Annotated in this window: 14 protein-coding genes; 5 read left to right on the forward strand and 9 right to left on the reverse strand. The window is 62.2% G+C overall.

Features of this window, described 5'->3' with window-relative positions; genetic code table 11:
- Window positions 1–23: 23 nt before the first annotated feature.
- From ABIE40_RS17065 to ABIE40_RS17085, 5 genes are all read right to left on the reverse strand, one after another.
- Window positions 24–803, reverse strand: a complete 780-nt coding sequence (locus ABIE40_RS17065) for an SDR family oxidoreductase (RefSeq protein WP_199628908.1) — start codon at window positions 801–803, stop codon at window positions 24–26.
- 10 nt (window positions 804–813) lie between these two features.
- Entirely contained in the window at window positions 814–1,683 is an 870-nt protein-coding gene (locus tag ABIE40_RS17070; protein ID WP_199628907.1) for an aldose 1-epimerase, read from the reverse strand.
- Complete coding sequence (gene araH / locus ABIE40_RS17075) at window positions 1,680–2,630, reverse strand: L-arabinose ABC transporter permease AraH (RefSeq protein ID WP_199628906.1); 951 nt, start codon at window positions 2,628–2,630, stop codon at window positions 1,680–1,682. Before araH ends, ABIE40_RS17070 begins: the two co-directional genes overlap by 4 nt.
- Window positions 2,631–2,646: 16 nt before the next feature.
- Entirely contained in the window at window positions 2,647–4,152 is a 1,506-nt protein-coding gene (gene araG, locus ABIE40_RS17080; protein WP_199628905.1) for an L-arabinose ABC transporter ATP-binding protein AraG, read from the reverse strand.
- 69 nt (window positions 4,153–4,221) lie between these two features.
- The gene (locus ABIE40_RS17085) at window positions 4,222–5,205 is read right to left on the reverse strand and encodes an arabinose ABC transporter substrate-binding protein (RefSeq protein WP_112719815.1); all 984 of its coding nucleotides are present in this window, start codon (window positions 5,203–5,205) and stop codon (window positions 4,222–4,224) included.
- Window positions 5,206–5,417: 212 nt separating this feature from the next.
- Here ABIE40_RS17085 and ABIE40_RS17090 point away from each other — a divergent pair, with 212 nt between their 5' ends.
- Entirely contained in the window at window positions 5,418–6,173 is a 756-nt protein-coding gene (locus tag ABIE40_RS17090) for a FadR/GntR family transcriptional regulator (RefSeq protein ID WP_112719816.1), read from the forward strand.
- Window positions 6,174–6,228: 55 nt separating this feature from the next.
- A complete protein-coding gene (gene dgoD / locus ABIE40_RS17095) occupies window positions 6,229–7,377 on the forward strand; it encodes a galactonate dehydratase (RefSeq protein WP_130282319.1) in 1,149 nt (382 codons plus the stop codon).
- Between the two features lie 28 nt (window positions 7,378–7,405).
- Here dgoD and ABIE40_RS17100 read toward each other — a convergent pair whose 3' ends face one another.
- From ABIE40_RS17100 to ABIE40_RS17110, 3 genes are all read right to left on the reverse strand, one after another.
- A complete protein-coding gene (locus tag ABIE40_RS17100) occupies window positions 7,406–8,071 on the reverse strand; it encodes a methyltransferase family protein (protein ID WP_199628904.1) in 666 nt (221 codons plus the stop codon).
- 105 nt (window positions 8,072–8,176) lie between these two features.
- Complete coding sequence (locus ABIE40_RS17105; RefSeq protein WP_199628903.1) at window positions 8,177–9,400, reverse strand: adenylate/guanylate cyclase domain-containing protein; 1,224 nt, start codon at window positions 9,398–9,400, stop codon at window positions 8,177–8,179.
- A gap of 15 nt (window positions 9,401–9,415) precedes the next feature.
- Window positions 9,416–10,477: a LacI family DNA-binding transcriptional regulator gene (locus ABIE40_RS17110; protein ID WP_199628902.1), complete on the reverse strand. Its 1,062-nt coding sequence runs from the start codon at window positions 10,475–10,477 to the stop codon at window positions 9,416–9,418.
- Between the two features lie 94 nt (window positions 10,478–10,571).
- On the opposite strand from ABIE40_RS17110, the gene ABIE40_RS17115 reads away from it, so the two are divergent.
- The 3 genes from ABIE40_RS17115 (at window position 10,572) to ABIE40_RS17125 (ending at window position 13,684) form a co-directional block, all read left to right on the forward strand.
- Window positions 10,572–11,759 carry a phytanoyl-CoA dioxygenase family protein gene (locus tag ABIE40_RS17115; protein WP_199628901.1) on the forward strand — a complete coding sequence of 396 codons (1,188 nt, stop codon included), beginning with the start codon at window positions 10,572–10,574 and terminating at the stop codon, window positions 11,757–11,759.
- A gap of 90 nt (window positions 11,760–11,849) precedes the next feature.
- The gene (locus tag ABIE40_RS17120) at window positions 11,850–12,671 is read left to right on the forward strand and encodes an SDR family oxidoreductase (protein WP_199628900.1); all 822 of its coding nucleotides are present in this window, start codon (window positions 11,850–11,852) and stop codon (window positions 12,669–12,671) included.
- A gap of 101 nt (window positions 12,672–12,772) precedes the next feature.
- The gene (locus ABIE40_RS17125; protein ID WP_199628899.1) at window positions 12,773–13,684 is read left to right on the forward strand and encodes an SMP-30/gluconolactonase/LRE family protein; all 912 of its coding nucleotides are present in this window, start codon (window positions 12,773–12,775) and stop codon (window positions 13,682–13,684) included.
- Between the two features lie 3 nt (window positions 13,685–13,687).
- Here the strand turns inward: ABIE40_RS17125 and ABIE40_RS17130 are convergent, their stop codons facing one another.
- Entirely contained in the window at window positions 13,688–13,981 is a 294-nt protein-coding gene (locus tag ABIE40_RS17130; RefSeq protein WP_199628898.1) for a MurR/RpiR family transcriptional regulator, read from the reverse strand.
- Window positions 13,982–13,988 lie beyond the last annotated feature (7 nt).

Here is a 13,988-nt window from a genome sequence, read left to right on the forward strand (position 1 = left end):
GAACACAGCTATACGAAAATCATTCAGGCCGGATGCTGCTGGACGCTGAGGCCGCCGTCGACTGTCAGGCAGGTCGCGTTCATGAACGGGCACTCGTCGGAGATCATGAACACCGCCGCCATGGCGATTTCCTGCGGTGTCGCGATCCGCCCGCCGGGATGCAGCTTCATCGTCTCGGCCCTCGCCGCTTCCGGATCGGCAAAGCCATTCCAGTAATCGATGACCTTCTGCGTCGCGACATAACCCGGCGCCAGCGCATTCACGCGAACATTCTTCGGCGCATATTCGAGACCGAGGGACTTGGTCATCCCGAGAAGCGCATGCTTGGCGAGCGGATAGGGGAAGGTATGCGGGATAATCGTGAAGGCATGGGTCGAAGCGATGTTCAGGATGACGCCGCCCCCCTCCCCGATCAGTCCCGGCAGAACGGCCTTCGAGCAGTTCCAGGCGCCCTTCAGATTGATATCAAAGCAGCGGTTCCATTCTTCGTCGCTGGTTTCCAGCGGCTCGGCAAAGACGTTGACACCGGCATTGTTAACCAGCGCATTGATCCGCCCGATCTCGCGTTCGGCTTGGGCAACTGCGTCGCCGATCGCCTTCGCATCGGTGATATCAGCCGCCATATGGCCGACTGCAGCGCCCTGTGCCCGAAGCCTTTCAGCCTCAGCCGCAAGGAGGGCGCCATCCATATCGATAAGGAAGACGGCCGCCGCTTCGCGAACGAAAGCCTCGGCAATCGCCAGGCCGATGCCCTGTGCCGCACCGGTGATGAACACGCGCTTGCCTGCCAGACGTTCTACCAAAGCTCTCTCCTCAAATTCCCGCAGCCGAAAGGCTGATCGTCATTCGCCCCGCAAGGCTCTCGCCGGGCGCCAGCATAATCATCCCGCCAAAATCCCGCATATGATGGCCGTTCGGCAAGTGGCTCATCGGCTCTAAGCAGAAGAAGTCCGCATTGCCCGGCGTATAGATCATGTAGTTGCCGAAGATGCCGTCCATCTCGATTTTAGCGACGAGATCAAGCTCCGGCCACCGGATGGAAGCCGCACCACTCGAACCTTCGAAGGCATTGTTGATCCATCGATCGGGAACCGGTCGCGGGGTCGAGAAGTCAAGCTCTTCAGGAATGGTGACTGGCGCATCCGGCAGATAGCCCTGCCGCTCCGTCCAGAGCCGTGATGCCGGAGCGAGCAGCGTCGCGTTCGGCGTCAGCGGAAAGAACGGGTGAAAGCCGAGCCCGAAGGGCATCGGTGAGACACCGCGATTGGTGACGGACAGGACATTCTCGAGACGACGGTCAGAAACCGAAAAGCCCTGGGATGCCGAATAGCGATAGGGCGAACGCCCCGCCTCCTGCTCGTAGCTCAGTGTCAGAGACCGTTCATCGTGCATCTCGATATTCCAGAGCCCAAGCCACCCATCACCATGCAGGTAAAGCGGATCATCGGTATTCGGCTGGAACGAATAGTCGCGCCCATGAACGGTCATGACGTTGTATTCGACGCGATTGCCGAAGGGCACCAGTGGGAAGCTCGCCATGCCGTCATCCGGTCCGCCCCGCGGCTGTAGGAAGGCGCGGCCGTGGAATGTAGCGCTGCGTATCGCGCCGCCCTGCCGGGACACGGAGATTTCGAGACCGCCATCGGCGATCCTGATCTCGTCGATATCCGCGACCTCGCTCACCCGCGCCGGCCCGCTGCCGAAGAGCGGAGATTGTCGAGCAACACCGCGATCAGCAGAATCAAGCCGCGCACGACATACTGGTAGAAGGCCTGGATGTTCAGCAGATTCATGACGTTTTCGGCAATGCCCATGATCAGCACGCCGACGATGACGCCGGTCATCGCCGCGCGCCCGCCGGCGAGCGATACACCGCCGAGAACGCAGGCCGAGATGACCGAGAGCTCGAGGCCGGTCGCCGCATTCGGCTGGCCGGACGTGATGCGCGAGGCAAGCAGGATGCCGGCGATGGCGCAGACAAGGCCCTGCAGGGCGAATATCCAGATGCGCATGTTGACGACATTGACGCCGGCCAGACGCGAGGCCTCCGGATTACCGCCGATCGCCAGCGTGTTCTTGCCGAAGACGGTGCGGTTCAGCACGAAGCCGAAGACGATGAACAGCGCGATCATGATCCAGATCGGCGTCGGCACTGTCAGGAAGCGCGACAGCGCCAGCTGATAGAAAGCCGGATCGTTGATGCCGACGGCACGGCCATCCGAGGCGATTAGCGCCAGGCCGCGAACGATCTGCATGGTCGCCAGCGTCGTGATCAGCGCGTTGATGCGGAACTTGGCGATGACCACGCCATTGACGACGCCGACGATGCTGCCGCAGATCAGCGCGGCCAGCAGCCCGAGCGGGATCGATCCCGTCGAGTTCGACACCATGACGGCGATCATGCCGGAGAAGGCGACGGTCGAACCGACCGAGAGGTCGAAGTCGCGCGAGGCAAGGCAGAACATCATCGTGCAGGCGACGATGCCGATTGTCACGACGGACTGCAGCAGGCCCAGCATGTTGCGTTCCGTCAGGAAGCTCGGAACGGTCAGCGAGACGATGACGAAGGCGATCGCGAAGATCACCACGAGGCCCTGTTCGCCGAGAAGGATTTTTTTCAACGAGTTCATCACTACCGTTCCCGAATTAGAGTATGCCGGCGGCATTCTTGTCGGGCAGAGCCGCGGTCAGAATGCTGCGTTCGTCGAAATCGGCGCGCGCCACATTGGCGGCGACGCGGCCCTGGCACATGACCATGATGCGATCGGAAATGCCCATCACCTCGGGCAGTTCGCTGGAAATGACGACGATCGCCATCCCCCCTGCCGCGAGCTCATAGAGGATCTCGTAGATCTCCGACTTGGCGCCGACATCGATGCCGCGCGTCGGCTCGTCGATGACGAGCAGCTTGACGCCCTGCTCCGAAAGCCAGCGGCCGAGAATGACCTTCTGCTGGTTGCCGCCGGAGAGATTGATGATGTCCTGCTTGCGCGAGGGCGTGCGAACCCGAAGCTTGGCGATGAACTGGTCGGCGACCGACGCTTCCTTCTTCGGGCTCAGAATGCCGAAGGGCGAGAAATGGCGGCGCGACGAGATCGCGATATTCTCCTCGATCGACCGCCCCTGAATGATGCCGTCGAACTTGCGGTCTTCGGGGCAGAGCACCATGCCGGCATTGATCGCTGCTTTCGGATTGTCGGCAGAAACGGCGACGCCGTCGATCTCGACCGTGCCCTGATGGCGATGATCCGCTCCATAGAGCAGCCGGGCCATTTCGCTGCGCCCGGCACCGATCAGGCCGAAGAAGCCGAGAATTTCGCCCTTGCGGACGGAGAAGCTGATCGGATTGCGCAGCTTCGAGCCGGAAAGGTTTTTGACCTCCAGCCTGATTTCGCCGACCGGCCGCTCGCGCCAGCCCCAGATATTGCTGATCTCTCGCCCAACCATCTCGGCGATGATCTGGTCGCGTGTCGTATCAGCGACCTTGGGATGATGCGCCGCAAGCTTGCCGTCGCGAAGAACGGTGAGGCTGTCGCAAAGCCGGAAGATCTCCTCCAGGCGATGCGAGACATAGAGAATAACGGTGCCCTTGGCCTTCAGCTTCTCGATCAGCGAGAAGAGGATTTCGCTCTCCCGCGACGACAGCGACGACGTCGGCTCATCAAGCGCTATGACCCGCGCGTCGAGCATGACGGCCTTGGCGATCTCGACCATCTGCCGCGCACCGATCGACAGCGTCGCGACCTTGGCCGACGGATCGACATCGATACCGATCTCGTCCAGCTTGGCGCGAACGGTCTCGATCAGCGTCTTGCTGTTGATGACGCCGCCCTTGCCGGGGAAGCGGCCGAGCCAGAGATTTTCGGCGACGGTCAGTTCCGGAACCAGCTGCAGTTCCTGGTGAATGACGATGACGCCGGCATGGAAGGCATCGCGCACCGAACCGTATTTCTGCTCCTCGCCATCGATGACGATGCTGCCCTCGTCCGCGGACTGGTCGCCGGAGAGCACGCGGATCAGCGTCGACTTGCCCGCGCCGTTCTCGCCCATCAGCCCGTGGACGGCACCTTTCTCAACGTCGAAGGAGACATTGGAAAGCGCCCGGACCCCGGGATAGCCTTTGGAGATGTTGTTGAATTCGAGGAAGGCCATGCCAGCTCCATGGAGAAAGAGCCCGGCGGCTTTCAAGGCCGCCGGGGTGAAATCACCTTGGGAGGATGATTACTGGATGCCGAGGTCCTTGCGAACCTTTTCATAGTCGCCGCGCAGCGCCAGCGAGCCGGAGGTCAGCGTCAGCTTTGCCGGTTCCTTGTCGTTAGCGATCCAGTCGTACATGTTGAGCGCGGTTTCGTAGCCGTGACGCTTCGGCGAGATGATGACGGTGCCGAAGAAGCCGGTAGCCGAAGGCTTCTTGAACTCGTTGATCGCCGAGTCTGCGCCACCGATGCCAACGCCAATCATGTTGTCGGCGGCGATGCCGACCGATTCCGAGGCGCGGACGGCGCCGAGAACGGCTTCGTCGTTGAGACCGAAGGCAACCCAGTACTTCACGTCGGCATGCTTGTTGAGAACGGTGGTCGCAGCGTTGAGGGCGGCTTCCGTATCGGTCTTTGCCTGCGGCGCGTCATAGATGTTCTCGGCCGGGAAGCCGGCAGCCTTCAGCACGGAGATCGCGCCTTCGACGCGGTCGACGGCGGTCGGAAGCTGATCGTAGGAGATGCGGATGGCGCCGACATTCTTCATGTCCCAGCCACGCTTCTTGATTTCGTCGACAAGCGCCTGACCGACGGTTTCGCCGATCTTGGTGGCGGAGATACCCATATGCGGAACGTCTTCCAGCGGCTTGCCTTCTGCATCGACGAGACGGTCGTCGACGGTCATCAGCTTCAGCTGGTTGGCAGCGGCCTTGGCGACGATGCCGGGGCCGAGCTTGACGTCCGGCGTGCAGACGATGAAGCCCTGCGCGCCCTGGGCGCCGAGGTTGTCGATCGCCGACTGAACCTTTTCGCCGTCCTCAGCGCCGATCTTGACGAGGGTAAAACCCTTTTCCTTGGCGGCCTGGTCGGCGAACTTCCATTCGTCCTGGAACCACGGCTCTTCCGGCTGCTTGACGATGAAGCCGATCTTGACGTCCTCGGCGAAGGCGGAGCCGGCGGCCAGAATGGCAAACGTGCCAGCCAGGATGGCTGCTTTGAACAAGCGCATGTCTCTCTCCCTAACTCTCAAAAATGAGCATCTGCCTCCCAGGCAGTGCGCTAGAATTAAGTTAAATCATCATACCAGTCAATTGCCTTTGTATGATGATTGGAATAATAAGATAATATCAAGCCTGCCAGGAGGAGGCGTCGCAAAGGCAATCGAATTCAGCTAAGAGGGTTCGGTTTGCTTCGCGGGCAGAGAAAGCGGAGAGGTTCATTTTGGATTCCATCGAACGGCAGAGTGGGGATGCAAATCCACGCACGGGAAGCCGTCCGCGCGTGCGCAAAAGCGTAACGGCGGCCATTGCCGAAGACATCTTCTCGGAGCGCTATCCGGCCGGCTCGCCGCTGCCGCGCGAGAACGATCTCTGCGAGATCTATGGTGTCAGCCGCACCGTCATCCGCGAGTCTCTAAAGGTCCTGGAATCGAAGGGCCTGGTGCGCGGCAAGCCGCGGATCGGCACCTCGGTCTGCGACCGCGACGACTGGAACATCCTCGATGCCGAGGTGCTCGAATGGATGGGCCCCTATATCAAGGACTTCGACCTGCTCGGCTGCATCCTCGAGGCACGTCGCACCATTGAACCCGCCGCTGCCGAATATGCCGCCGAGCGCGCCTCCACCCAGGAGATCGCCGATCTCGACAGCGCCTGGCGCCAGATGCGCGATTCCGCCGGCGATCCCGAAGCCTTCACCGATGCCGACGTGATGTTCCACGCCGTGCTCCTGAAGGCGAGCCACAACCAGGTCTTCCGCCGGCTTCTGAGCGCCATCCACGCCGCACTCAAATATGCGCTCCACGCCTCGAACATCGCCGTCGAGAGCCGCGAGGATGCCGTCGCCGTCCACGGCGAGCTCGTCGAGGCGCTGCGGCTGCGCAACCGCGCCAAGGCCCGCGAATGCGCCAACCGCATGCTGGACCTTGCCGTGCGCGACCTCGCGGCTGCCGAAAAGGCGATCGGCCGGACCAAATAGACAGACAGGCGGCACCGCCGCAGACGCAACACGACAATAGCGAAAGCCCCATCTCATGAAGATCACCAAGCTCACGACCTACATCGTTCCGCCGCGCTGGCTGTTTCTGAAGATCGAAACCGATGAGGGCGTAGTCGGCTGGGGCGAGCCTGTCGTCGAGGGCCGTGCGCTGACAGTCGAGGCCGCCGTCCATGAACTCGCCGACTACCTGATCGGCAAGGACCCCTTCCTGATCGAAGACCACTGGACGGTGATGTATCGCGGCGGATTCTACCGCGGCGGCGCGATCCACATGTCGGCTCTCTCGGGCATCGACCAGGCGCTCTGGGATATCAAGGGCAAGGCGCTCGGCCAGCCGATCCACTCGCTGCTCGGCGGCCAGGTGCGCGACCGCATCAAGGTTTACAGCTGGATCGGCGGCGATCGCCCTTCCGATGTCGCCCGCAACGCCAAGGAAGTCGTCGCCCGCGGCTTCAAGGCGATCAAGCTCAACGGCTGCGAAGAAATGCAGATCGTCGATACCAACGAGAAGATCGACAAGGCGGTCGAGACCATCGCCACCATCCGCGAGGCAATCGGCCCGCATGTCGGCATCGGCGTCGATTTCCACGGTCGCGTCCACAAGCCGATGGCCAAGGTGCTCGCCAAGGAGCTCGAGCCCTACAAGCTGATGTTCATCGAAGAGCCCGTCCTCTCCGAGAACCGCGAGACGCTGAAGGAAATCGCCAATCATTGCTCGACGCCGATCGCGCTCGGCGAGCGGCTCTATTCGCGCTGGGACTTCAAGTCGGTCCTGGCTGACGGCTATGTCGACATCATCCAGCCGGATCTCAGTCATGCCGGCGGCATCACCGAATGCCGCAAGATCGCGTCGATGGCGGAAGCCTATGACGTGGCGCTCGCCCCGCATTGCCCGCTCGGCCCGATCGCGCTTGCCGCCTGCCTGCAGGTCGACGCGATCAGCTACAACGCCTTCATCCAGGAACAGAGCCTCGGCATCCACTACAACAAGGGCAACGACATCCTCGACTACATCTCCAACAAGGAGGTGTTCCAGTATGCCGACGGTTTCGTCTCGATCCCGCAGGGCCCCGGCCTCGGCGTCGAAGTGGACGAAGCCTATGTCATCGAGCGCGCCAAGGAAGGCCACCGCTGGCGCAACCCGATCTGGCGCCACGAAGATGGCAGCTTCGCCGAATGGTGAGATAGAAGGGCCGCGAAAGCGGCCCTTTTCAGTAGATGCCGGGGATGAGCCGCCAGGTGTGGCCGCGATAGGCTTCATACTCTGCACCGAACTGCGATTTCAGAAAGGCTTCTTCCGCACGGATCCGCGCGATCACCGGCCATAGTGTCACAAGCACCAGGATCACCCCAACCATCGAACGGAAGGCCAGCGCCCAGCCGAGCGATGTGACCAGCAGCCCGACATAGCTTGGATGCCGGATAAACCGGTAAGGCCCTGCCGTCACCAGTTCATGCCCTGGCTGGATGGCCACAAGGCCGCTGAACCTGCGGCCAAGCACAAAGACCGGCCAGAGCCGCAACGAGCCGCCGGCGGCATAGATGATGACGCCGGCCCAACGCACGCCGTCTCCGCCGAATGTCCAGAAATCCAGCCTGTCCGTGTAGGCAGGCAGGTAGCCGAGCAGAAAACCGAGGATAGCGAATGCCACAAGCACCCAGCGGTTCGATCTGTCCTCCCGCTCGCCACCACTGAGATTGCCCTTGCTGAAACCGGCCGCGACCGCCAGCGCGATGGTCACCACCGTCAGCACCACGAGCGGCGGGTGGCTGAAGAACGGTCCAAAGCCTCCGAGCCCCGTGATGGCAAGGATGAGAAAGACTGACGTGCCGAACAGCGACAGAAGCGTCAGTGTCAATGCGGATGACTTTTCCATGGTTCTGCTATGCGATGATCACGGACACCGAACAATTCGCCGCACCGGATTGTTCCCTCTCGCCGCCAGGGAAAAGCGGGCAGGCATGGGCAGAATGGCGATCGCTCAGAGATCGCCGCCGAGCCGCGCCGTCTCCAGCGTATAGAGCGCCTGCGCCCGCTTGACGCCGCGCAGCGCGTAGCGGCCGATGCAGGCGAGCACGTCGCGATCCGCCTGCGGAATGGTCTCGGCGAATTCCGAGGAGATCAGCACGTTGAAATCCACCGACCGGCACATTGATGCAATGCGGCTGACTTCGTTGACCGCCGGACCGATGACGGTGAAATCCAGCCGTTCCTGGCTGCCGATATTGCCGTAGAAGACATCGCCGATATGCAGGCCGAGATAGACATCGGTCGTCGGGCGGTCATCGATCTGGCGCGCCGCGTTCAGCGTCGCGAGCTTGCCGCGCAATAGCCGCTCCGCCTCCAGCGCCGCACAGCAGGCGTCCGATGGATCATCCGCTTTGAAGATCGCCAGCACGCCGTCGCCGATCAGCTTCAAGACGTTGCCACCCGCCTCATGGATCGCCGAAATCACGACTTCGCTATATTCGTTGAGGAAGGGCAGGATTTCCTCGGGCGAGGCGTTGTCCGAAATCTTGGTGTAATTCAAGAGGTCTGAGAACCACAGCGCCGCCGAAATCCGTTCCGATTTACCGCGGCTGATCTTCCCCTCCATGACCTGCCGGGCCGCATCCTCGCCGAGATAGACCTCGGCAATCGTGCGGGCGATGCGGCCGAGCCCGATGCATTTGATGGCAAGACCGAGCACCGGCACCAGCTTGCGCAGGATGACAAGATCGTGGTCCGAAAAGCCTTCGGGATGGCGTGTCGAAAAATGCGAGAAGAAGCAATCCATCTCGCCGATCGTGCCCTGCTTCTCGAAGCGGTGGATCATCGCGACATAGTCGGTATGGCCCAGCTCGGCCATCTTCTCGAGCATCTGGAAATCGGCGGGATCACCAAAACCGAGACGGCGGCGGACCTCATTTTCCGTACCGGCCCAGAGATAATAGAAGGCCGAGCGCTTCCAGCTCTCCAGCGCCTCGCCTTCGCCGGTCGGGCCATATTCGAATTCGGATTCGACCTCCTGCTCGCTGTCGAAGCGAAAGGCGCGGCCTTCGTGAACGGGATGCAGGGTATCCATCAGCGCCATGCCGCGGTCGATCTGCAGGCCCTTCTCGCGGCAGGCGATGCAGAAGCCGTCGAGCAGCTCGGACTCGGTCGCGCCCTTGAGCCCCTGCTCCGTCAACCAGGTCGCAATGGTTCCGATGTCGCTATATTCCATCCCGTCCACCTCGCTTCAGCCCACCACTACCCCGATTTCATCCTTTGCGGAAGCATGGTGGTCCGGCATATTGAACGGCGTGATGATCTCGACGGCGGAGAGTGGCCCCGGCCCACCCCGCGCCGCTTTCGAGACGCGGTCGAGAATGGCACGAAACGCCGATCGCGCATCGCTGCGCAGATCGTGATGCAGCACGAAATTGATCTTGCCGGATGCGAGCAGTGACCGGTTATCGGCATCGAGATCATGCGCCACGAAGACGCGGAGCTTCCGGCTGGCCGCCTCGAAGGCCGCCAGCACCGCGCGGTTGCCGCCACCAATCGAATAGACGGCATCGATGCTCGCATCCGATGCCAGTGCCCTGGCCGCCAGCGAGCCCGTTGCCGCATCGGTGCCATGCCCTTCGCTAATCTCGGTAACACCGATAGCCGGATAATGTTCTCGGATCACACGGCGAAAGCCGATCTCGCGCTCCTCCTCGCCGCGGAACCGCCCACTCGAGAGAGTGACCAGCACATGGCCCGGAGTGCCCCCGAATACCGAGCCGATCAGATAGGCGGCCGTCTCGCCCGCAGCCCTGTTATCCGCACCGGTATAGGCGACCCGCGGCGAGTTCGGCAGATCGGTCACCAGCGTTACCACGGGGATACCGGCGTCATCGGCGCGCCGGACGGCGGCAACCACTTCCGGCACATCGGGCGCCTTTAGGACGATGCCATGCGTGCCGCGCAGCCGGATGCGGTCGAGCAGCTGCACAAGCTCAGCGGGCTTCATCACCTCAGCGAAATGGAAACGGCAGCGGAAAACGGTCGGCAGCAGCGTTGCGACCTCCGCCTCGAAGGCGGCGCGCACGGCATCGCTGAACCGCACCGGCGTTTCCATGACGATATCGATTGCCAGCTTTCGTCCTGCCACTTCGGCACCGGCCTGCTGCTTCTCGAGCTCGGCAATCGCCGCCTTCACCCGCTGCTCCGTCTGGCGGCGCACACCTGTCCGTCCGTTCAGTACCCGGTCGACGGTTGCCGTGCTGAGACCGGCCTGAAAGGCGATGTCCTTGACGAGAAAGGGATGGGCCATGGCTGCCATTCTGATGGTTTTTTGATGGATTTTTGATCTATATCAGCAAATCCTGCGGCGTATAGTTCCTTCATCAGATTTGGAGGAGCACCTGATGAAAACCGACAACCTGCAGAAAATGCGCGCCGACCGCGTCTGGCTGACGGAAGATGCCTGCGATCTCGGCGACTTCCGCGCCCTGGCCGAAAAGACCACGGCGCTGGCCGATTACCCGACGGCCGATAGTGTTGAGAAAAACGTTCTGATCTACGACAGCCGCAAGGTTACCAAGGCGATCTCCGATCCGGAAGGCCGCCGCGCCGTGCTGGCCGAGATCTGCGAAGCCTTCGGCGAAGGCCCGGGCGTCGTCGTCTTTAAGCGCGCCTACGAGGATACCTCGATCATCGACCGCGCCAGCCAGATCTTCGACGAGATCATCGAGGAGCAGCACCGCACCTCGACTGGCGGCGGCGACCATTTCGCCAAGCCCGGCGCCAATGACCGCATATGGAACTCGCTCGAAAAGCACTGCCTTGCCGATCCCGAAAATTTCGCGCTCTATTACGCCAACCCGATCGTCGCGATCGCCAGCGAAGCCTGGCTCGGCCCGAGCTATCAAATGACGGCGCAGGTGAACCGGGTCAATCCGGGCGGCGCCGCGCAATCGGCGCATCGCGACTACCACCTGGGCTTCCAGTCCTCCAAGGTGATCGAGCAGTTTCCCGCCCATGTTCACAAGCTCTCGCCGGTGCTGACGCTGCAAGGCGCCGTCGCCCATTGCGACATGCCGATCGAAAGCGGCCCGACCCTCTTCCTGCCGCATAGCCAGACCTATGTGCCCGGCTACCTCGCGCTCAAACGCCAGGAGTTCCGCGACTACTTCGACAAGCACCACATCCAACTGCCGCTGAAGAAGGGCGACGTCGTGTTCTTCAATCCGGCGCTCTTCCATGCCGCAGGCACCAACCGCTCGGCTGACATCAAGCGCGTCGCCAATCTGCTGCAGGTATCCTCAGCCTTTGGCCGCGCCATGGAGACGGTCAACCGCGAACGGATGAGCGCGAAACTCTTCCCGGCGCTGAAGACGCTGAAAGGTAAGCTCTCGGAAACGGGCATCGCCAACGCTGTCGCCTCCTGCGCCGAAGGCTATTCCTTCCCCACCAACCTCGACCGCGACCCACCGGTCGGCGGCCTGGCGCCGAAGACGCAGGCGCAGTTGATGCATGAGGCGCTGAAGGAAGGCTGGAGCGACGAGGCCTTCACCAAGGCCCTCGCCGATCAGGCGGAGAAGAAGCTGACCTGATCAGCTCATAAGAACGACACCATTGAAGCCTCTCGTTTCGACGAGGGGCTTTTGCCGTGAGATCACCATTCAACACATCGGAGGAACCATATGAGCACAGATACCAGCCGCCTCGACGGCAAGATCGCCATCGTCACCGGCGGCACCCAGGGCCTCGGCGCCACCATCGCCCGCCTGTTCGCCGAGCGCGGCGCCAAGGGCATCGTCATCTGCGGCCGCAACGAACAGAAGGGCAAGGCGAAGGCCGAGGAGCTTTCATCGAAGACCGGCGCCAGGGTCGTCTATGTCAAGGCCGATCTCGGCAAGGTCGAGGACGCGCAGAATGTCGTGCGCGCCTGCGACGAGACTTTCGGCTGCGTCGATGCGCTGGTGAACGCCGCAGCGATCACCGACCGCGGCACGATCCTCGACACCAGCCCCGAGCTCTTCGACCAGATGTTCGCCGTCAACGTGAAGGCCCCGTTCTTCCTGATGCAGGAGGCCGTGAAGGTGATGCGGCGCGAGAAGATCGAGGGAACGATCGTCAATATCGGCTCGATGTCGGCAAAAGCCGGCCAGCCCTTCATCGCCGCTTACTGCGCATCCAAGGGCGCGCTGGAAACGCTGACGAAGAACACCGCCTATGCCCTGCTGCGCAACCGCATCCGCGTCAACGGCCTCAACATCGGCTGGATGTCGTCAGAGGGCGAGGACCGCATCCAGCGGGAATATCACGGCGCGGCGGAAGACTGGCTGGCAAAGGCCGCCGCAAGCCAGCCCTTCGGCCGCCTTGTCGACCCGGAAGAGGTGGCCCGCGCCTGCGCCTATCTTTCCTCTGCAGAATCCGGCCTGATGACCGGTTCGGTGATCTGCTTCGACCAGTCGATCTGGGGCGCCTATGACGGCTCGCCGCATCCGGTCGCCGCCCTCTAAGTGACTGCCGGAGCCCGGCAATTTTCGGCGCCGGGCTCTGGCACCGCTCACCGTTTGCGTTTACGAAAGACACGGCCAATCGCTTTGGGAGGAGCAATTCAGTGTCCGAAACCCCGCTCTACGACATCCGTGACGAACGTTTCCGTGGCCTGATCGCCGGCAGCGCCCGGCTCGAGGAACTCTATAGCGGCTGCCGCTGGGCAGAGGGTCCCGTCTGGTTCTCCGACATGAACTGCCTGATCTGGAGCGACATCCCGAACGAACGGATGATGCGCTGGGTTCCGGACGGCGGCGTCTCAGTCTTCCGCTCGGCGTCCAACTATGTGAACGGCAACACCAGGGATCGCCAAGGCCGGCTGGTTTCCTGCGAACATGGCGGGCGGCGGGTCACCCGCACCGAGGCCGACGGCCGCATCACCGTTCTCGCAGACAGCTATAACGGCAAGCGGCTGAATTCGCCGAACGACGTCGTCGTCAAGTCGGACGGTTCCGTCTGGTTCACCGATCCGAGCTACGGCATCATGTCGGATTATGAAGGGCATAAGGCGGATGAGGAGCAGGAGACGCGCAACGTCTACCGCATCGATCCGCAGAGCGGCAAAGTCGAGGCCGTGGTGACCGATTTCATCCAGCCGAACGGCCTCGCTTTCTCGCCGGATGAAAAGCAGCTCTTTATCGCCGATTCAGGCTCGTCCCACCATGAGGTTCCGCGCCACATCCGGGTGTTCGACGTGATCGACGGCAAGACGCTGGCCAACAGCCGCTTCTTCTGCACGATCGACAAGGGCGTTCCCGATGGCTTCCGCTTCGATGTCTCAGGCAATCTCTGGAGCAGCGCGGCCGACGGCGTTCACTGCTTTGCGCCCGATGGCACCCTGCTCGGCAAGATCCTGATCCCGCAGACCGTCTCGAACATCTGCTTCGGCGGCTTCAAGAAGAACCGGTTGTTCATCACGGCCACCCAGTCCGTCTATTCGATCTACACGACCACCAACGGCGCGCAGTACCCGTAAGGCTCAGAAGGCGCGGCGGGCCGATTGGCGCAGGCCGTGCTGAAAGCCCTGCTTCATCTCGGCGAAACCATCGAAGCCGAGATGCTGGGCGAAACGCACGACGCTGGTTTGCGAGACCTTGCAGCGCTCGGCGATCTTCTGGCTGCTTTCGAAGGCGAAAACGTCAGGCCTTTCGGCCGCGAGCCGGGCGAGTGCCGCCAGCCGCTCCGGCACGTTGCGATGCACCGCCGCCCAGAAATTCTTGCTGATCAGGAATTCGTGGACGTCGCTTTCAGCCTTCAGCGAAATCAGCTGCATCGCATTC

Origin of the sequence: Rhizobium sp. OAE497 (assembly GCF_040546565.1) — a bacterium.
Classification (GTDB): Bacteria; Pseudomonadota; Alphaproteobacteria; order Rhizobiales; family Rhizobiaceae; genus Rhizobium.